This is a genomic window from Pseudomonas akapageensis (genome assembly GCF_011355085.1).
Classification (GTDB): domain Bacteria; phylum Pseudomonadota; class Gammaproteobacteria; order Pseudomonadales; family Pseudomonadaceae; genus Aquipseudomonas; species Aquipseudomonas akapageensis.
In genome coordinates this window covers 107,739-126,451 of record NZ_VXCP01000005.1, presented here as the reverse complement: position 1 = coordinate 126,451, position 18,713 = coordinate 107,739, and the positions used below count along the sequence as shown (strand labels likewise).

At 59.1% G+C, this 18,713-nt stretch carries 13 protein-coding genes and 4 tRNA genes; 10 read left to right on the top strand and 7 right to left on the bottom strand.

Annotated elements, in window-relative coordinates:
- Nucleotides 1-59: 59 nt before the first annotated feature.
- Complete coding sequence (gene folD, locus F2S13_RS05545) at nt 60-914, bottom strand: bifunctional methylenetetrahydrofolate dehydrogenase/methenyltetrahydrofolate cyclohydrolase FolD (protein ID WP_166359467.1); 855 nt, start codon at nt 912-914, stop codon at nt 60-62.
- Between the two features lie 193 nt (nt 915-1,107).
- On the opposite strand from folD, the gene F2S13_RS05540 reads away from it, so the two are divergent.
- From F2S13_RS05540 to F2S13_RS05495, 10 genes are all read left to right on the top strand, one after another.
- Nucleotides 1,108-1,184, top strand: a tRNA-Arg gene (locus tag F2S13_RS05540).
- A 40-nt stretch (nt 1,185-1,224) separates the two neighbouring features.
- A tRNA-His gene (locus F2S13_RS05535) sits at nt 1,225-1,300 on the top strand.
- Nucleotides 1,301-1,358: 58 nt separating this feature from the next.
- Nucleotides 1,359-1,443, top strand: a tRNA-Leu gene (locus F2S13_RS05530).
- Nucleotides 1,444-1,500: 57 nt separating this feature from the next.
- Nucleotides 1,501-1,576, top strand: a tRNA-His gene (locus tag F2S13_RS05525).
- A gap of 195 nt (nt 1,577-1,771) precedes the next feature.
- Nucleotides 1,772-3,082 carry a trigger factor gene (gene tig, locus F2S13_RS05520; protein WP_166359466.1) on the top strand — a complete coding sequence of 437 codons (1,311 nt, stop codon included), beginning with the start codon at nt 1,772-1,774 and terminating at the stop codon, nt 3,080-3,082.
- A gap of 91 nt (nt 3,083-3,173) precedes the next feature.
- Nucleotides 3,174-3,815: an ATP-dependent Clp endopeptidase proteolytic subunit ClpP gene (gene clpP / locus F2S13_RS05515; RefSeq protein WP_166359465.1), complete on the top strand. Its 642-nt coding sequence runs from the start codon at nt 3,174-3,176 to the stop codon at nt 3,813-3,815.
- 105 nt (nt 3,816-3,920) lie between these two features.
- Nucleotides 3,921-5,204, top strand: a complete 1,284-nt coding sequence (gene clpX / locus F2S13_RS05510; protein WP_166359464.1) for an ATP-dependent Clp protease ATP-binding subunit ClpX — start codon at nt 3,921-3,923, stop codon at nt 5,202-5,204.
- 153 nt (nt 5,205-5,357) lie between these two features.
- The gene (gene lon / locus F2S13_RS05505) at nt 5,358-7,754 is read left to right on the top strand and encodes an endopeptidase La (protein WP_166359463.1); all 2,397 of its coding nucleotides are present in this window, start codon (nt 5,358-5,360) and stop codon (nt 7,752-7,754) included.
- A gap of 153 nt (nt 7,755-7,907) precedes the next feature.
- Nucleotides 7,908-8,180 carry an HU family DNA-binding protein gene (locus F2S13_RS05500; RefSeq protein ID WP_166359462.1) on the top strand — a complete coding sequence of 91 codons (273 nt, stop codon included), beginning with the start codon at nt 7,908-7,910 and terminating at the stop codon, nt 8,178-8,180.
- A gap of 231 nt (nt 8,181-8,411) precedes the next feature.
- Nucleotides 8,412-10,283 carry a SurA N-terminal domain-containing protein gene (locus F2S13_RS05495; protein ID WP_166359461.1) on the top strand — a complete coding sequence of 624 codons (1,872 nt, stop codon included), beginning with the start codon at nt 8,412-8,414 and terminating at the stop codon, nt 10,281-10,283.
- Between the two features lie 210 nt (nt 10,284-10,493).
- Here the strand turns inward: F2S13_RS05495 and fabI are convergent, their stop codons facing one another.
- The 6 genes from fabI to F2S13_RS05465 are packed head-to-tail and all read right to left on the bottom strand — an operon-like array spanning nt 10,494 to nt 18,700.
- On the bottom strand, nt 10,494-11,288 hold the full coding sequence (gene fabI, locus F2S13_RS05490; protein ID WP_166359460.1) for an enoyl-ACP reductase FabI: 795 nt from the start codon (nt 11,286-11,288) through the stop codon (nt 10,494-10,496).
- An 18-nt stretch (nt 11,289-11,306) separates the two neighbouring features.
- Entirely contained in the window at nt 11,307-12,917 is a 1,611-nt protein-coding gene (locus F2S13_RS05485) for an ABC transporter ATP-binding protein (RefSeq protein WP_166359459.1), read from the bottom strand.
- 1 nt (nt 12,918) lies between these two features.
- Nucleotides 12,919-13,938 (bottom strand): ABC transporter permease, encoded by a 1,020-nt coding sequence (locus tag F2S13_RS05480; protein WP_166359458.1) that lies wholly within the window; start codon nt 13,936-13,938, stop codon nt 12,919-12,921.
- 1 nt (nt 13,939) lies between these two features.
- Nucleotides 13,940-15,013: a microcin C ABC transporter permease YejB gene (locus F2S13_RS05475; RefSeq protein ID WP_166359457.1), complete on the bottom strand. Its 1,074-nt coding sequence runs from the start codon at nt 15,011-15,013 to the stop codon at nt 13,940-13,942.
- A 1-nt stretch (nt 15,014) separates the two neighbouring features.
- On the bottom strand, nt 15,015-16,874 hold the full coding sequence (locus F2S13_RS05470) for an extracellular solute-binding protein (protein ID WP_166359456.1): 1,860 nt from the start codon (nt 16,872-16,874) through the stop codon (nt 15,015-15,017).
- Nucleotides 16,871-18,700 (bottom strand): extracellular solute-binding protein, encoded by a 1,830-nt coding sequence (locus F2S13_RS05465; RefSeq protein WP_166359455.1) that lies wholly within the window; start codon nt 18,698-18,700, stop codon nt 16,871-16,873. The genes F2S13_RS05470 and F2S13_RS05465 overlap by 4 nt, the downstream gene beginning before the upstream one ends.
- Nucleotides 18,701-18,713: the final 13 nt, after the last annotated feature.

Below are 18,713 nucleotides of genomic sequence, written 5' to 3'. Positions count from 1 at the left end.
CGGAATTATTAGGCCAGTTCAGCTTGCCAGCGATCGGCCGCAAGGCGGCCGCAGATCACTCAGGCATGCAAGGTCTCAGCCGCATACAAGGTATTTTCCAGCAGGCACGCACGGGTCATCGGCCCCACGCCACCCGGCACCGGCGTAATCCAGCCAGCGCGCGGCAAGGCGGTTTCGAACACCACATCACCGACCAGCTTGCCATCTTCCTGGCGGTTGATGCCGACGTCGATGACGATGGCGCCTTCCTTGATCCACTCGCCTTTGACCAGCCCCGGCTTGCCGGCAGCCACGACCACCAGGTCGGCGCGGCCGACATGGCCGGCCAGATCCTTGGTGAAGCGATGGGTCACGGTCACCGTGCAACCGGCCAGCAGCAGTTCCATTGCCATCGGGCGGCCAACGATGTTCGAGGCGCCGACGACCACGGCATTCATGCCGTACAGGTCCTGACCGGTGCTTTCGAGCAAGGTGATGATGCCTTTTGGCGTGCAGGGCCGCAGCAGCGGGATGCGCTGGGCCAGGCGGCCGACGTTGTAAGGATGGAAACCATCGACGTCCTTGTCCGGACGGATGCGTTCCAGCAGCCTGGACGCGTCCAGGTGCTCGGGCAGGGGCAGTTGCAGCAGGATACCGTCGATGTTCGGATCATCGTTCAGGCGATCGATCAGGCCGGTCAATTCTTCCTGCGTGGTGGCGCTGGGCAGGTCGAAGGCCTGGGATAGAAAGCCGACTTCTTCACAGTCTTTACGCTTGTGCGAGACATAAACCTGGGAGGCCGGGTCGCTGCCGACCAGAATCACCGCGAGGCCTGGAGTGCGCAAACCTTGCTGGCGACGCTCGGCGACACGTTGGGCGATCTGCTGGCGCAGGCTAGCGGCGATCGCCTTGCCGTCGATAAGTTGTGCAGTCATGACGCGTGATTAACCATCGAGAGGAAGTGAATAAGATCGCGCATTCTCGCATGTCATGGACGCAGGGCAAAGGCGCTTGGTCCGTGAATTCAGCTAAGCCCTTTAATTAAATGAATTTTTTTTAGAAATCGGTTGACGCACCTACCGGTCGTCTATAACATTCGTCGCACTTGTCGGGCAGGTCCTTAAATAAGCGCCCGTAGCTCAGCTGGATAGAGCATCCGCCTTCTAAGCGGATGGTCGCAGGTTCGAGTCCTGCCGGGTGCGCCATAAGGCAGCTTTGGCACAAGTAATGCTGCATTGCAATATGGTGGGCGTAGCTCAGTTGGTAGAGCACAGGATTGTGACTCCTGTTGTCGTGGGTTCGATCCCCATCGTCCACCCCATATTCGAAAAAGGCGCCTGATGAACAATCTGGCGCCTTTGCTTTAAAAAGCTTCAAATGCGGACGTGGTGAAATTGGTAGACACACTGGATTTAGGTTCCAGCGGCGCAAGCTGTAAGAGTTCGAGTCTCTTCGTCCGCACCATTTGAAAGGTTTGCCGGGTGTGTCGCCCAGGTAAGCAAAGGTTACAAAGTTGTTATGGTGGGCGTAGCTCAGTTGGTAGAGCACAGGATTGTGACTCCTGTTGTCGTGGGTTCGATCCCCATCGTCCACCCCATATCTCGAAAAGGCGCCGGATCCAGGATCCGGCGCCTTTTTTCGTTGGGTTTTTGCCCTGTAAATCACCGCTGGCGTACCCTTCATTTTTCGGGCTGTTCGAGTAGGGTGACTTCTTGCGTTTGACCCACTAGAATGCTTGCCCTTGATCTGTGTCGGAAATGGCCGGCTAACGTCTGTGCAACGAGGAATATCCATGCAAGTTTCTGTTGAAAATACTTCTGCTCTTGAGCGCCGCATGAGCATCACCGTGCCTGCTGAGCGCATTGAGACTCAAGTCAACAAGCGTCTGCAGCAGACAGCCCAAAAGGCCAAGATTGCAGGCTTCCGTCCTGGCAAGGTGCCAATGAGCGTCATTCGTCAGCGTTACGAAGCTGACGCGCGTCAAGAGGCCGTGGGCGACGTGATCCAGTCTTCGTTCTACGAAGCCATCGTCGAGCAGAAGCTGAACCCGGCGGGTGCTCCTTCGGTCGAGCCTAAAGTGCTGGAGAAGGGCAAGGACCTGGAATTCGTCGCAACCTTCGAAGTGTTCCCCGAGTTCACTGTCGCCGGTTTCGAATCCATCGCTGTCGAGCGCCTGAGCGCCGAAGTGGCGGACGCCGACCTGGACAACATGCTGGAAGTCCTGCGCAAGCAGAACACCCGTTTTGAAGCGACCGATCGCGCCGCCCAGAACGAAGACCAGCTGAACATCGATTTCGTCGGCAAGGTCGACGGTGAAGTGTTCGCCGGTGGTTCGGCCAAGGGTACTCAGCTGGTGCTGGGTTCCGGTCGCATGATCCCGGGCTTCGAAGACGGCCTGGTCGGCGCCAAGGCTGGTGAAGAGCGCGTTCTGAACCTGACCTTCCCCGAGGGCTACCAGAACCTGGACCTGGCCAACAAGGCCGCCGAGTTCACCGTTACCGTCAACAGCGTTTCCGAGCCGAAGCTGCCTGAGCTGAACGAAGAGTTCTTCGCTCAATTCGGCATCAAGGAAACCGGTCTGGACGGTTTCCGCGCCGAAGTTCGCAAGAACATGGAGCGTGAACTGCGTCAGGCGATCAAGACCAAGATCAAGAACCAGGTGATGGACGGCCTGCTGGCTGCCAACCCGATCGAAGTGCCAAAAGCACTGCTGGAAAACGAAGTGAACCGCCTGCGCGTTCAAGCCGTCCAGCAATTCGGTGGCAACATCAAGCCTGAGCAACTGCCGGCCGAGCTGTTCGAAGAGCAAGCCAAGCGCCGCGTCGTGCTGGGCCTGATCGTCGCTGAAGTGGTCAAGCAGAACGAACTCAAGCCAGACGAAGCTCGCGTTCGCGAGATGATCCAGGAAATGGCCTCGGCCTACCAGGAGCCTGAGCAAGTCGTTAACTGGTACTACAAAAACGACCAGCAATTGAACGAAGTCCGTTCGGTTGTGCTGGAAGAGCAAGTTGTGGATACTGTTCTGCAGAAAGCTACTGTGACCGACAAATCGGTCTCGTACGAAGAAGCGATCAAGCCGGTGCAAGCGCCACAAGCCGACTGATTTTTTCTCTCGTAGGAAAAACACCATAAGCCAGCCTTCGCGCTGGCTTATGCGTATTCAAGACATGACTATTTGGGAGTGAGTGCAGGACATGTCCCGCAATTCTTATATTCAGCAGAGCTCTGACATCCAGGCCGCAGGCGGTCTGGTCCCGATGGTTATCGAGCAATCCGCTCGTGGCGAACGCGCCTACGACATCTACTCGCGCCTCTTGAAGGAGCGGGTGATCTTCCTGATCGGCCCGGTAGAGGATTACATGGCCAATCTGGTTGCCGCGCAATTGCTGTTCCTTGAAGCGGAAAACCCGGACAAGGACATCCATCTCTACATCAACTCACCAGGCGGTTCGGTGACGGCGGGCATGTCGATCTACGACACCATGCAGTTCATCAAGCCGGACGTTTCCACTACCTGCATTGGCCAGGCCTGCAGCATGGGTGCATTCCTGCTGGCTGGCGGCGCCAAGGGCAAGCGTTTCTGCCTGCCGAATTCGCGGGTGATGATTCACCAGCCGTTGGGCGGTTTCCAGGGCCAGGCGTCGGATATCGACATCCATGCCAAGGAAATCCTCTCCATTCGTTCGCGTCTGAACGAATTGCTGGCGTTCCACACCGGCCAATCGATCGAACAGATCGAGCAGGACACAAATCGCGACAACTTCATGAGCGCTCAGCGCGCGGCCGAATACGGCCTCATCGACTCGGTGCTCGAGAAGCGTCAAATGTCTGCCTAAGCAGCGCAAAAGCAGGTGGTTGGGCGAACCGACCACCTGTGGACTTGAAAAAGCCCGCAATTGCCTTCATCTTGTGTTGCAAGCCTACCGGATTGGATCGATCGAATGACTGACACCCGCAACGGCGAGGACAACGGCAAACTGCTCTATTGCTCCTTCTGTGGCAAAAGCCAGCATGAAGTACGCAAATTGATTGCCGGCCCCTCGGTCTTTATCTGCGACGAGTGCGTCGACCTGTGCAATGACATCATCCGTGAGGAGGTGCAGGAAGCCCAGGCCGAAAGCAGCGCGCATAAATTGCCTTCGCCGAAAGAAATCAGCGGCATTCTGGACCAATATGTAATTGGCCAGGAACGCGCTAAGAAAGTATTGGCGGTAGCGGTCTACAACCACTACAAGCGCCTGAACCAACGCGACAAGAAAAACGACGACGTCGAACTCGGCAAGAGCAACATCCTGCTGATCGGGCCTACGGGCTCGGGCAAGACCTTGCTCGCCGAGACCCTCGCTCGTCTGCTGAACGTACCGTTCACCATCGCCGACGCCACCACGCTGACCGAAGCCGGTTATGTGGGCGAAGACGTGGAAAACATCATTCAGAAGCTGCTGCAGAAGTGTGATTACGACGTGGAAAAGGCCCAGATGGGCATTGTCTACATCGATGAAATCGACAAGATTTCGCGCAAGTCCGACAACCCTTCGATTACCCGCGACGTTTCCGGGGAAGGGGTGCAGCAAGCCTTGCTGAAGCTGATCGAGGGCACTGTCGCCTCGGTACCGCCCCAGGGTGGTCGCAAGCATCCTCAGCAGGAGTTTCTGCAGGTCGATACGCGCAACATCCTGTTCATCTGCGGTGGTGCGTTCTCGGGCCTGGAAAAGGTCATCCAGAACCGTTCCACCCGCGGCGGCATCGGCTTCAACGCTGAAGTTCGCAGCAAGCAGGAAGGCAAGAAAGTCGGCGAGTCGCTGCGTGAAGTCGAGCCTGACGATCTGGTCAAGTTCGGTCTGATCCCGGAATTCGTGGGTCGTCTGCCGGTTCTGGCGACGTTGGACGAGCTCGATGAGGCTGCCTTGATGCAGATCCTCACCGAACCGAAAAACGCCCTGACCAAGCAATACGCCAAGCTGTTCGAGATGGAAGGCGTCGACCTCGAGTTCCGCAGCGATGCGCTCAAGTCGGTGGCTCGTCGCGCGCTGGAGCGCAAGACCGGTGCCCGTGGCCTGCGTTCGATTCTCGAAGGCGTCCTGCTCGACACCATGTACGAGATCCCTTCGCAAGCGGAAGTCAGCAAAGTGGTGATCGACGAGAGCGTCATCGAAGGCTCGTCCAAGCCGCTGTTGATCTACGAAAACAGCGAGCCGCCAGCCAAGGTCGCACCTGACGCCTGAGTCGTGATGCGTCTGGAATAAACAAGGGGGCCTTCGGGCCCCTTTTGCTTTTCCTGTCGTAGTGCTTGTTTTTTTGCGGGGCTACCCCCACATTAACTCCAAGCTCAAATTCCATCTGTCTTACGGCCAAAAGGCCGCTGTAGAGGCGAAATCATGAAGACAACCATCGAATTGCCTCTCCTGCCATTGCGTGATGTCGTTGTGTATCCGCATATGGTTATCCCGCTGTTCGTGGGGCGCGAGAAGTCCATCGAAGCCCTCGAGGCCGCGATGACTGGCGAAAAGCAGATCCTTCTGCTGGCGCAGAAAAATCCTGCTGATGATGATCCTGGTGAAGACGCTTTGTATCGTGTCGGCACCATTGCCACTGTTTTGCAATTACTGAAACTGCCTGACGGTACCGTCAAGGTGCTGGTCGAGGGTGAGCAGCGTGGCACGGTCGAACGTTTTATCGAAGTCGAAGGCCATTGCCGGGCGCAGGTCGCCCTGATCGAAGAGGCCCCGGCGCCTGATCGCGAATCGGAAGTCTTCGTTCGCAGTCTGCTGTCGCAATTCGAACAATATGTTCAGCTGGGCAAGAAAGTCCCGGCCGAAGTCCTGTCTTCGCTCAACAGTATCGATGAGCCGGGCCGCCTGGTCGACACCATGGCCGCACACATGGCGCTGAAGATCGAGCAGAAGCAGGAAATTCTCGAAATCATCGACCTGTCGGCACGGGTCGAGCACGTGCTCGCCTTGCTGGATGCCGAAATCGACCTGTTGCAGGTCGAGAAGCGCATCCGCGGCCGCGTGAAAAAACAAATGGAGCGCAGCCAGCGCGAGTACTACCTGAATGAGCAGATGAAAGCCATTCAGAAGGAACTCGGCGACAGCGACGAAGGCCACAACGAAGTCGAAGACCTGAAAAAGCGCATCGACGCTGCCGGGCTGCCCAAGGACGCCCTGGCCAAGGCCATCGCCGAGCTGAACAAGCTCAAGCAGATGTCGCCAATGTCGGCTGAAGCGACTGTGGTGCGTTCCTACATCGATTGGCTGGTCCAGGTGCCGTGGAAGGCTCAGAGCAAGGTCCGTCTGGACCTGGCGCGTGCCGAAGACATCCTCGATGCCGACCACTACGGTCTGGAAGAGGTCAAGGAGCGCATCCTTGAATACCTCGCCGTGCAAAAGCGCGTGAAAAAGATTCGCGGGCCGGTGCTGTGCCTGGTCGGTCCACCGGGTGTCGGTAAAACCTCGCTGGCGGAATCGATTGCCCACGCTACCAACCGCAAGTTCGTGCGCATGGCCCTGGGCGGCGTGCGTGACGAGGCCGAGATTCGTGGTCACCGGCGGACCTACATCGGTTCGATGCCGGGCCGATTGATTCAAAAGATGACGAAAGTGGGCGTGCGCAACCCGCTGTTCCTGCTCGATGAAATCGACAAGATGGGCAGCGACATGCGTGGCGATCCGGCTTCGGCACTGCTCGAGGTGCTCGATCCGGAGCAGAACCACAACTTCAACGATCACTACCTGGAAGTCGACTACGACCTGTCTGACGTGATGTTCCTCTGCACCTCCAACTCGATGAATATCCCGGCGGCACTGCTCGACCGGATGGAGGTGATTCGTCTGCCCGGTTACACCGAAGACGAGAAGATCAACATTGCGGTCAAGTACCTGTCACCCAAGCAGATTCAGGCCAATGGCCTGAAAAAGACCGAGCTGGAATTCGAAACCTCGGCGATCCGCGACATCATCCGTTACTACACCCGTGAAGCGGGCGTGCGGGGGCTGGAGCGGCAGATTGCCAAGGTGTGCCGCAAGGTGGTCAAGGAGCATGCCCGTGACAAGCATTTCACGGTCACCGTGACGGCCGATTCGCTCGAACATTTCCTTGGTGTGCGCAAATTCCGCTATGGCCTGGCTGAGCAGCAGGATCAGATCGGCCAGGTTACCGGGCTTGCCTGGACCCAGGTCGGTGGTGAGTTGCTGACCATCGAGGCGGCGGTGGTGCCGGGCAAGGGGCAGTTGATCAAGACAGGTTCCCTGGGCGACGTCATGGTCGAATCAATCACTGCCGCGCTGACGGTGGTGCGCAGCCGTGCCAAGAGCCTGGGCATCCCTCCGGACTTCCACGAGAAGCGCGACACCCACATCCATATGCCGGAAGGGGCAACGCCCAAAGACGGCCCCAGCGCAGGCGTAGGCATGTGCACGGCACTGGTATCGGCCTTGACGGGGATTCCGGTGCGGGCGGATGTGGCCATGACCGGTGAAATTACCCTGCGAGGACAAGTGTTGGCCATTGGTGGTTTGAAGGAAAAACTGCTGGCCGCTCATCGCGGTGGGATCAAGACGGTTATCATTCCGGAAGAGAATGTGCGCGATTTGAAAGAAATTCCTGACAACATCAAACAGGATCTACAGATTAAACCCGTTAAATGGATTGACGAAGTCCTACAAATTGCGCTGCAATACGCCCCAGAGCCCTTGCCTGATGTGGCTCCCGAGATTGTCGCAAAGGATGAAAAGCGCGAGTCCGATTCGAAAGAAAGAATCAGCACGCACTAGTACGCATTTGTCTGGGTGGGCTTCCTTGACAGCTTTTTAGAGCCCTTGTTATAAAGCGGCTCTATAAAGTGTAAGCAAGCCAACCCGCGCACGTTTTTTTTGCTTTCACATACATTTAGAAACAAACTCAATATAGATATAAGGGGACTTAGAGTGAACAAGTCGGAACTGATTGATGCTATCGCCGCATCTGCTGACATCCCGAAAGCTGTTGCTGGCCGTGCGCTGGACGCAGTCATCGAATCCGTCACCGGCGCTCTGAAGGCTGGCGACTCCGTGGTACTGGTTGGTTTCGGTACGTTCTCTGTGACCGATCGTCCTGCTCGCGTAGGCCGTAACCCTCAGACTGGCAAGACGCTGGAAATCGCAGCGGCTAAAAAGCCAGGTTTCAAAGCTGGTAAAGCACTTAAAGAAGCTGTCAACTAAGTTAGCTTTTTCAGGCTTATGCTTATCCGGGTCAGGTTTATTCCTGGCTTGGCAGCGGAGCGGTAGTGCAGTCCGGTCCATGCCGACCTGTAACACCGAGAGTCTGGGGTTCAAACTCCCGTCCGCTCCGCCAGTTACGAGAAGGCGCATCCATGGATGCGCCTTTCTTCTATCCGGATTCCACCCACTCTCCGCGGTTGCTTAATCAGTACGACCGTTTTCGGGGGACGCATGCTGCAGAATATCAGGGACAATTCACAAGGTTGGATTGCCAAGACTATCATCGGCGTCATCGTGGTTTTGATGGCACTGACCGGCTTTGATGCCATCTTCAAGGCCACCACCCACAGCCAGGATGCGGCCAAGGTCAATGGCGACACGATCAGCCAGACCGAACTGAGCCAGGCTGTCGACATGCAACGTCGTCAGCTGATGCAGCAGTTGGGCAAGGACTTCGATCCTGCCTTGCTCGATGAAAAGCTGCTGCGCGAAGCCGCTCTGAAGGGGCTGATCGATCGCAAGCTTTTGCTGCAAGGCGCCCAGGATGCAAAATTCTCCTTCTCCGAGCAGGCGCTGGATCAATTGATCCTGCAAACGCCGGAATTCCAGGTCGACGGCAAGTTCAGTCCTGAGCGTTTCGACCAGGTTATCCGTCAGATGGGCTACAGCCGGATGCAATTCCGCCAGATGCTGGCTCAGGAAATGCTGATCGGCCAGCTGCGTGCCGGTCTGGCTGGCAGTGGCTTCGTCACCGACGCGCAGGTTGAAGCCTTCGCTCGCCTGGAGAAACAGACCCGTGATTTCGCCTCGCTGACCTTCAAGGCAGACCCGGCTCTGGCCAAGGTCACTGACGAAGAGATCAAGGCTCACTACGACGAGCACGCCAAGGAGTTCATGAGCCCCGATCAGGTGGTGATCGACTATCTGGAGCTCAAGAAGTCTTCGTTCTTCGATCAGGTCTCGGTCAATGACGACGAGCTGCAGGCCAGCTACCAGAAAGAAATTGGCAGCCTGGCAGAACAGCGTCGTGCGGCGCACATCCTCATCGAAGTCAACGACAAGATGAGTGATGCCCAGGCCAAGGCCAAAATCGAGGAGCTGCAACAGCGCCTGGCCAAAGGCGAAGATTTCGCCACGCTGGCCAAGGAGTTCTCCCAGGACCCGGGTTCTGCCAACAACGGCGGCGACCTCGGTTTCGCGGGCCCGGGCGTCTATGATCCGGACTTCGAAACGGCTCTGTATGCGCTGAACAAGGACCAGGTTTCGGCTCCGGTGAAGACTCCCTACGGCTGGCACCTGATCAAGCTGTTGGGCGTGGAAGCACCACAGGTTCCAACCTTTGCCAGCCTGAAGGACAAGCTGACGCGCGAGCTGAAGACCCAGCAGGTCGAGCAGCGTTTCGTCGAGGCGACCAAGCAACTGGAAGACTCCGCGTTCGAAGCTTCGGATCTGGCGCAGCCGGCTCAGGAGCTGAACCTGAAGGTGCATACTTCACCGGCGTTCGGTCGTGAGGGCGGCGAAGGCATCACTGCCAATCGTGCCGTGATCCAGGCCGCGTTCAGCCCTGAAGTGCTGGAGGAGGGCTCCAACAGCGCGGGTATCGAACTCGATCCGGAAACCGTGGTCGTGATCCGCGTCAAAGAGCATCTGAAACCGGCGCAACTGCCGCTGGAAAGTGTCTCTGCGAACATCCGCACCCAACTGGCCAAGGAGCACGCCAGTGCAGCCGTCCAGACCAGGGGCGAGGCGCTGATAGCAGGGCTTCGCGACGGCAAGGTCGCTCTGGCCAAGAGCCAGGACGGTCAGGACTGGAAAGTGCTGGAAGCGGTCACCCGCAACCAGGACGGTATCGACCCGGCCGAGCTGCAGGCGCTGTTCCGCATGGCCAAGCCTGAAGCCAAGGACAAGCCAACCTACGGCAGCGTCACGCTGGCCGATGGCAGCTTCGTGGTACTGCGCCTGAACGGCGTTAACGAAGGCTCGGCGGCTACCGATGAGGAGAAGGGCGCTTATCGCCGCTTCCTGGCCTCGCGTGCCGGCCAGCAGGACTTCGCGGCGTACCGCAAGCAGCTGGAAGCCAAGGCGGATATCACCCGTTACTAAGGTGATCTGCGATTGAAAGAAAAGGCCGCTGATGCGGCCTTTTTTTTGCCAGTATCTTCCTCGTTCCCACGCTCCGCGTGGGAATGCAGTGGCAGACGCGCAGCAAATGGACGCAGAGCGTCAGGAGAGGCATTCCCACGCGGAGCGTGGGAGCGAGGAAACAAAAAGGCCGCGAAAATATCGCGGCCTTTTTTCATTTAAACGAAGCAATCACTCTTCGATGTTGCCCATGGCAGTGGTATTGAAACCACCGTCCACGTACATGATCTCGCCGCTGATGCCCGACGCCAGGTCCGAGCAGAGGAATGCGCCGGCGTTGCCGACTTCCTCGATGGTCACGTTACGGCGCAGAGGGGTTTGCGCTTCGTTGGCGGCCAGCATTTTGCGGAAGTTCTTGATGCCGGATGCCGCGAGGGTGCGGATCGGGCCTGCCGAGACGGCGTTGACGCGGGTGCCTTCCGGGCCCAGGCTGCCGGCCAGGTAACGCACACCGGCTTCCAGGCTGGCCTTGGCCATGCCCATCACGTTGTAGTTCGGCATGGTGCGCTCGGCGCCCAGGTACGACAGGGTCAGCAGGCTGCCGTTGCGGCCTTTCATCATTTCGCGACCGGCCTTGGCCAGTGCCACGAAGCTGTAGGCGCTGATGTCGTGAGCGATGCGGAAGCCTTCACGGGTGGTGGCGTCGGTGAAGTCGCCGTCCAGCTGATCGCCCGGAGCATAGCCAACGGAGTGAACGATCACGTCCAGGCCGTCCCACTTCTTGCTCAGTTCTTCGAAGACCTTGGCGATTTCTTCATCGCTGGCAACGTCACAGGGGAAGCACAATTCCGGACCCGAGCCCCAGCCTGTCGCGAACTCTTCGACACGACCCTTGAGCTTGTCGTTCTGATAAGTGAAGGCAAGTTCTGCACCCTCGCGATGCATGGCGGCAGCGATGCCGGATGCGATGGACAGTTTACTGGCGACACCGACGATCAGTACGCGCTTACCGGCGAGAAAACCCATGTGTTGTTCCTCTTCAGGTTAATCGACAGCTGTTGGAACCAGAAAAGCGGCTTCCAGCAGCTGCTGTGTATATGGATGTTGCGGATTGGCGAAGACAGTTTGCGCCGCACCTTGTTCGACAACCCTGCCTTGCTTGACCACCATCAACTGGTGGCTCAGCGCCTTGACCACAGCCAGGTCATGGCTGATGAACAAGTAGGTCAGGTTGTACTTTTTCTGCAGTGAACGCAGTAGCTCCACCACTTGGCGCTGCACTGTGCGGTCGAGCGCCGATGTGGGCTCGTCCAACAGTATCAGCGCCGGTTTCAGCACCAATGCCCGGGCAATGGCGATCCTCTGCCGTTGCCCTCCGGAAAACTCATGAGGGTAGCGATGCCGGGTTTCCGGATCCAGGCCTACCTCCTTGAGCGCCGCGATAATGGCCTGTTCCTGCTCGGCCTCCGTGCCGATGCGATGGATACGCAAGCCTTCGCCGACAATCTCGCTCACACACATGCGCGGGCTGAGACTGCCGTAGGGATCCTGGAAAACCACCTGCATCTGCCGGCGCAACGGTCGAACCTGTTGTTGCGTCAGGCAGTCTAGCGTTTTTCCTTGAAAGCGGATGGCGCCCTGGCTGCCCAGCAGCCGCAGGATCGCCAACCCCAGGGTGGACTTGCCCGAACCACTCTCGCCGACAATGCCCAGGGTCTGGCCCTGGGGCAGGCTGAAGTTGATGCCGTCCACCGCTTTCACATAATCGACCGTCCGGCGCAGCAACCCCTTTTTGATCGGGAACCACACTCGCAGGTCCTCGACTTCCAGCACTGGCGGGCCAACGACGTTGTCGGCCGGCTTGCCGCTGGGTTCGGCCCCGAGCAGGATCTGGGTGTACGGATGCTGCGGCGCACGGAACAGTTCTTCGCAAGACGCTTGTTCGACGATGCGACCGCGCTGCATGACACATACTCGGTGTGCAATTCTTTTGACCAGGTTCAAATCGTGACTGATCAGTAGCAGTGCCATGCCCAGGCGGGCCTGCAATTGCTTGAGCAGCTCGAGGATTTTCAACTGCACGGTGACATCGAGGGCCGTCGTTGGCTCGTCGGCGATCAACAGCTCCGGCTCGTTGGCCAGCGCCATGGCGATCATCACCCGTTGCCGTTGCCCGCCGGACAGCTCGTGGGGCAGGGCCTTGAGGCGCTTGTGCGGCTCGGGAATACCGACCAGTTCGAGCAATTCCAGGGTGCGCCGGGTCGCCGCCTTGCCACGCAGCCCCTTGTGCAGGGTGAGAATTTCGTTGATCTGCTTTTCGATATTGTGCAGCGGGTTCAGCGACGTCATCGGCTCCTGGAAAATCATGGCGATGCGATTGCCACGGATGTGGCGCATCTGCCTTTCGCCCAGGGTCAGCATGTCGCGGTTGCCGTAGCTGATGGTGCCGGAGGGGTGCCGTGCCAGCGGGTAGGGCAGCAGGCGCAGTATCGAGTGGGCGGTCACCGACTTGCCCGAGCCGCTTTCGCCGACCAGGGCCAGGGTCTCGCCGCGACGGATATCGAAACTGACCCCTTCGACCACACGCTGTATTTGCTCGCCGCTGGTGAATTCGACGGCGAGGTCACGAACTTCGATCAAATTTTCGTGATTCATGTTATTTCCTCGGGTCGAAGGCGTCGCGGGCGGACTCGCCGATAAACACCAGCAGGCTCAGCATCAAGGCCAGCACGGCAAAGGCGCTGATGCCAAGCCAGGGGGCCTGCAGGTTGGATTTGCCCTGTGCCACCAGTTCGCCCAGCGATGGCGCGCCCGGCGGCAGGCCGAAGCCCAGGAAGTCCAGCGCGGTCAGGGTGCCGATCGCGCCGGTGAGGATAAACGGCATGAACGTCATGGTCGAGACCATGGCGTTGGGCAGTATATGCCGGAACATGATCGCACCATTCTGCATGCCCAGCGCACGCGCGGCGCGGACATATTCCAGATTGCGCCCCCGCAGGAACTCGGCGCGCACCACATCGACCAGGCTCATCCAGGAAAACAGCAGCATGATCCCCAGCAGCCACCAGAAGTTCGGCTGCACGAAGCTGGCCAGAATGATCAGCAGGTACAGCACCGGCAGACCCGACCAGACCTCCAGGAAGCGTTGCCCGGCCAGATCCACCCAGCCGCCGTAGTAACCCTGCAGGGCCCCGGCGATCACGCCAATGATGGAGCTGAGCGCGGTCAGGGTCAGGGCGAACAATACCGAGATGCGAAAGCCATAGATGACCCGGGCCAGTACATCCCGGCCCTGGTCATCGGTGCCCAGCCAGTTTTGCGCCGAGGGTGGCCCGGGGGCGGGGACTTTCAGGTCGTAGTTGATGCTCTGGTAACTGAACGGGATCGGCGCCCACAGGGTCCAGCTGTCCTTGGCCGCCAGCAGCTCGCGGATGTACGGGCTCTTGTAATTGGCTTCGAGGGGGAACTCGCCACCGAAGGTGGTTTCCGGATAGCGCTTGAGCGCCGGGAAATACCATTGGCCGTCGTAGCGCACGGCCAGGGGCTTGTCGTTGGCGATCAGTTCGGCGCCCAGGCTCAGACCGAACAGGATCAGGAACAGCCACAGCGACCACCAGCCGCGCTTGTTGGCCTTGAACAGTTCGAAGCGGCGGCGATTGAGAGGGGACAGGTTCATCTCAATGCTCCCGGCTTGCAAAGTCGATACGTGGATCGACCAGGGTGTAGGTCAGGTCGCCGATCAGTTTCACCACCAGGCCCAACAGGGTAAAGATGAACAGTGTACCGAACACCACCGGATAGTCGCGGTTGATGGCGGCTTCAAAGCTCATCAGGCCCAGCCCGTCGAGGGAGAAGATGACTTCCACCAGCAGCGAGCCGGTAAAGAAAATGCCCATGAGCGCCGACGGAAAACCGGCGATGACCAGCAGCATGGCGTTACGGAAAACGTGGCCGTAGAGCACGCCGTTCTTGCCGAGGCCCTTGGCCCGTGCGGTGATCACGTACTGTTTGTTGATTTCGTCGAGGAAGCTGTTTTTGGTCAGCAGGGTCATGGTCGCGAAGTTGCCGATCACCAGCGCCGTGACCGGCAGGGCCAGGTGCCAGAAGTAGTCGAGGATCTTGCCGCCCAGGGTCAGTTCGTCGAAATTGTTGGACGTCAGCCCGCGCAAAGGGAACCAGTCGAAGTAGCTGCCGCCGGCAAACACCACGATCAACAGGATGGCGAACAGGAAGGCCGGGATGGCGTAGCCGACGATGATCGCCGAACTGGTCCAGACGTCGAAATGGCTGCCATGCCGGGTGGCCTTGGCGATTCCCAGGGGGATCGACACCAGGTACATGATCAGGGTGCTCCACAACCCCAGGGAAATCGACACCGGCATTTTCTCGATGATCAGGTCGATGACCTTGGCATCGCGAAAGAAACTGTCGCCGAAATCCAGGCTGGCGTAGTTCTTGATCATGATCCACAAGCGCTCGGGGGCCGACTTGTCGAAACCGTACATGCGTTCGATTTCCTTGACCAGGGCCGGGTCCAGGCCTTGGGCACCGCGATAGGCGGAACCGGCTACCGAGACTTCGGCACCGCCGCCGGCGATCCGGCTGGTGGCGCCTTCGAAGCCCTCAAGCTTGGCGATCGCCTGTTCCACGGGGCCGCCGGGCGCGGCCTGGATGATCAGGAAGTTGATGATCAGGATGCCGAACAGCGTCGGTATGATCAGCAGCAGTCGCCGGAGTATGTATGCCAGCATCTTATTGCTCCATGCTCGCGGACTCGGCTTGTTCTGCAGGTGCAGATTCGGGTATCACGGCAGGCTTGGCATCGGGCTTTATCCACCAGGTATTGATACCTACGTCGTATTTGGGCGCGACCTTTGGATGGCCGATATGGTCCCAGAAGGCCACGCGCCAGGTCTTGATGTGCCAGTTGGGGATCAGGTAATAGCCCGAGAGCAGAACGCGATCCAGGGCACGCGCATGGGCTATCAGGTCCTGCCGCGAATCGGCATTGATCAGGCTCTCGACCAGGCTGTCGATGGCTGGATCGCGCAGGCCGATGTAATTGCGGCTGCCGGGGTTGTCGGCGCTGGACGATTGCCAGAATTCGCGTTGTTCGTTACCTGGGGAGTTGGACTGCGGGAAGCTGCCGACGATCATGTCGAAATCCCGGGAACGCAGGCGGTTGATGTACTGGGAGACGTCCACGCGGCGAATCACCAGGTCGATGCCGAGGTCCGAAAGGTTGCGCTTGAACGGCAGCAGTACCCGCTCGAACTCGGGCTGGGCCAGCAGAAACTCGATCGAAACAGGTTTGCCCTGGGCGTCGACCATCTTGTCGTCGACGATGCGCCAACCGGCTTCCTGCAGCAACTGATAGGCCTTGCGTTGCTGGGCGCGGATCATGCCGCTGCCATCGGTGACCGGGTTCTCGAAGGGCTTTTCGAACACTTGCGCCGGAATCTTGCCGCGCAAGGGCTCGAGAATCTTCAATTCATCCTTGTCCGGCAACCCGCTGGCCGCCATCTCCGAGTTCTCGAAATAGCTGCTGGTACGGGTATAGGCGCCGCTGAACAGCTGCTTGTTGGTCCATTCGAAATCCAGCAGCAGGCTCAAGGCCTCGCGCACCCGCACATCCTGGAACACCGGGCGGCGCAGGTTGAAGACGAAGCCTTGCATGCCGGTCGGGTTGCCATTGGCGATCTGCTCGCGTATCAGCCGGCCTTCGCGTACGGCCGGGGTGTCATAGGCGTTCGCCCAGTTCTTCGCGCTCATTTCCAGCCAGTAATCGAACTGCCCGGCCTTGAGCGCTTCCAGGGCCACGGTATTGTCGCGAAAGTAATCGGTGGTCATGACATCGAAGTTGTAGAAGCCGCGATTGATCGGCAGGTCCTTGCCCCAATAGTCCTTGACCCGCTCATAGCGGACCGAGCGACCGGCCTTGACCGAGGTGACCTTGTAGGGGCCGCTGCCCAGCGGAATTTCCAGGTTGCCCTTGCTGAAATCACGGCTTTCCCACCAGTGCTTGGGCAGGACCGGCAGCTGCCCCAGGATCAACGGCAGCTCACGGTTGTTGCTGTGCTTGAACTTGAACAGCACCCGCAACGGGTCCTCGGCCACCACTTCGTCGACGTCAGCGTAGTAGCCGCGGTACAGCGGTGCGCCGTTTTTCATCAGGGTCTGGAAGCTGAATACCACATCATCGGCGCGTATGGGGTGGCCGTCGTGAAAGCTCGCCTCGGGACGCAGGTAGAAACGCACCCAGCTGTTGTCCGGGGCTTTTTCGATCCCGGCGGCCACCAGGCCGTATTCGGTGAAGGGCTCATCCAGGCTCTGGCGGGTCAGGGTGTCGTAGATCAGGCCGATGTCGTCGGCCGGCACGCCCTTGTTGATGAACGGGTTGAGGCTGTCGAAGCCGCCGAATCCGGCCTGGCGGAAGGTGCCGCCCTTCGGTGCGTCGGGATTGACGTAGTCGAAGTGCGTGAAGTCGGCGGGATACTTCGGGGCTTCGTTGTACAGGGTGACGGCGTGTTGCGGTGCGGCATGGGCCAGACCGGCCAGGCAGGCCAGCAGCAAACCACAGGCTGACAGGCGCAGGTCGCGCAAGAGCATCATTGAGCTTTCTCCGAAGGCTTCATCCACCATGCGCTCAAACCCAGGGTATAGGGAGGCGTGGTCACGAAGGCGAACCGGTTGCGGTACGCCAGGCGGTGAGAATTGAGGTACCAGTTGGGAATCATGTAGTGCTGTGACAGCAGCACGCGGTCCAGCGCGCGCGTGGCCGCGACTTGCTCGTCGCGGCTCTGGGCGCCGAGCAATTGTTCGAGCAGATGATCGACCACAGGGTTGGCGACGCCCGCATAGTTTTTGCTGCCCTTGGTCGTTGCCTGGCTGGAATGGAAATATTGCCATTGTTCCAGGCCGGGGCTGAGCGTCTGATTGAGCGTCATCAGAATCATGTCAAAATCGAATTGATCGAGTCGTTGTTTGTACTGGGCCCGGTCGACAGTGCGCAAGCGTGCATCAATGCCAATAGTGGCGAGATTTTCGACATAAGGTTGCAGAATCCGCTCCAGATTCGGATTGACCAGCAGGATTTCCATGCGCAGGGGTTGGCCCTTGCTGTTGAGCAGGCGTTGCCCGGACAGTTTCCAGCCAGCCTCGGCGAGCAGCCCGAGGGCGCGGCGCAGGGTTTCGCGCGGTATGCCACGGCCTTCGGTCTGGCTGACACTGAACGGCTGGGTGAGCAGGCTGGCCGGCAACTGATTGCGCTCGCTCGACAGGAGCAACCATTCGCGTCCTGTCGGCAGCCCGGTAGCGGCGAACTCGCTATTGGGGTAATAGCTCATGGCGCGCTGGTAAGCGCCGCTGAACAGGGTGCGATTGGTCCACTCGAAGTCGAACATGAGCCCCAGCGCCTGGCGCACCCGCGGGTCGCTGAAGGTCGCCCTGCGGCTGTTCATGAACAGGCCCTGGGTCTGGGTCGGGATCTTGTGCGGGATCTGCGCCTTGATCACCTCGCCGCGCCGTACCCCAGGGAAGTCATAGCCATTGGCCCAGTTCTTGGCCTGATGCTCGATGTAGATATCGAATTCGCCGGCCTTGAAGGCTTCGAAGGCCACATCACTGTCGCGATAGAACTCCACTTCGACCCGGTCGAAGTTGTATTTGCCGCGGTTCACCGCCAGGTCCTTGCCCCACCAGTCCTTGACGCGCTCGAACACCAGGCGCCGGCCCGGCTGGACTTCGCTGATGCGGTAGGGGCCACTGCCCAGAGGGGGCACGAAGGTGGTGGCCTTGAAGTCGCGGTCTTTCCAGTAATGGCGGGGCAGAACCGGCAGTTCACCCAGGCGCAGGATAAGCAATGGATTACCGGTGCGCTTGAAGACGAAGCGGATCCGGTGGGCATTGAGGACGTCGACCCGCTGCACCTCCTGCAGGTTGGTGCGGTAAAGCGGGTGGCCTTCCTTGAGCAGTGTGCGATAGGAAAACGCCACATCGGCAGCGGTAATGGGCACGCCATCGTGAAAACGCGCCTGGGGCCGCAGATTGAAGACGACCCAGCTGCGATCTTCGCTGTATTCCACGGATTGGGCGATCAACCCATAACTGGAAGCCGGTTCATCGCCGGAAGGATCGTATTGGCCGGTGCCGACCATCAGGGTTTCGTTGAGCTCAGTGGCGCCGTATTGCAGGAAGTTCGGCGTCTGTACCGGGCTGGTGCCCTTGAAGGTGTAAGGGTTGAGCGTGTCGAAGGTGCCGAATGCCATCGCCCTCAAGGTGCCGCCCTTGGGCGCCTCGGGATTGACCCAGTCGAAATGGGTGAACCTGGCCGGATACTTGAGCGTGCCGAACTGCGCGTAACCATGGCTTTCGATGATTGTTGCGTTCGCATCAAAGCTCAAGGCCAGGCTGAGTGACAGCAGGAGGAGGGGACGCATCAAGTCAGAGATC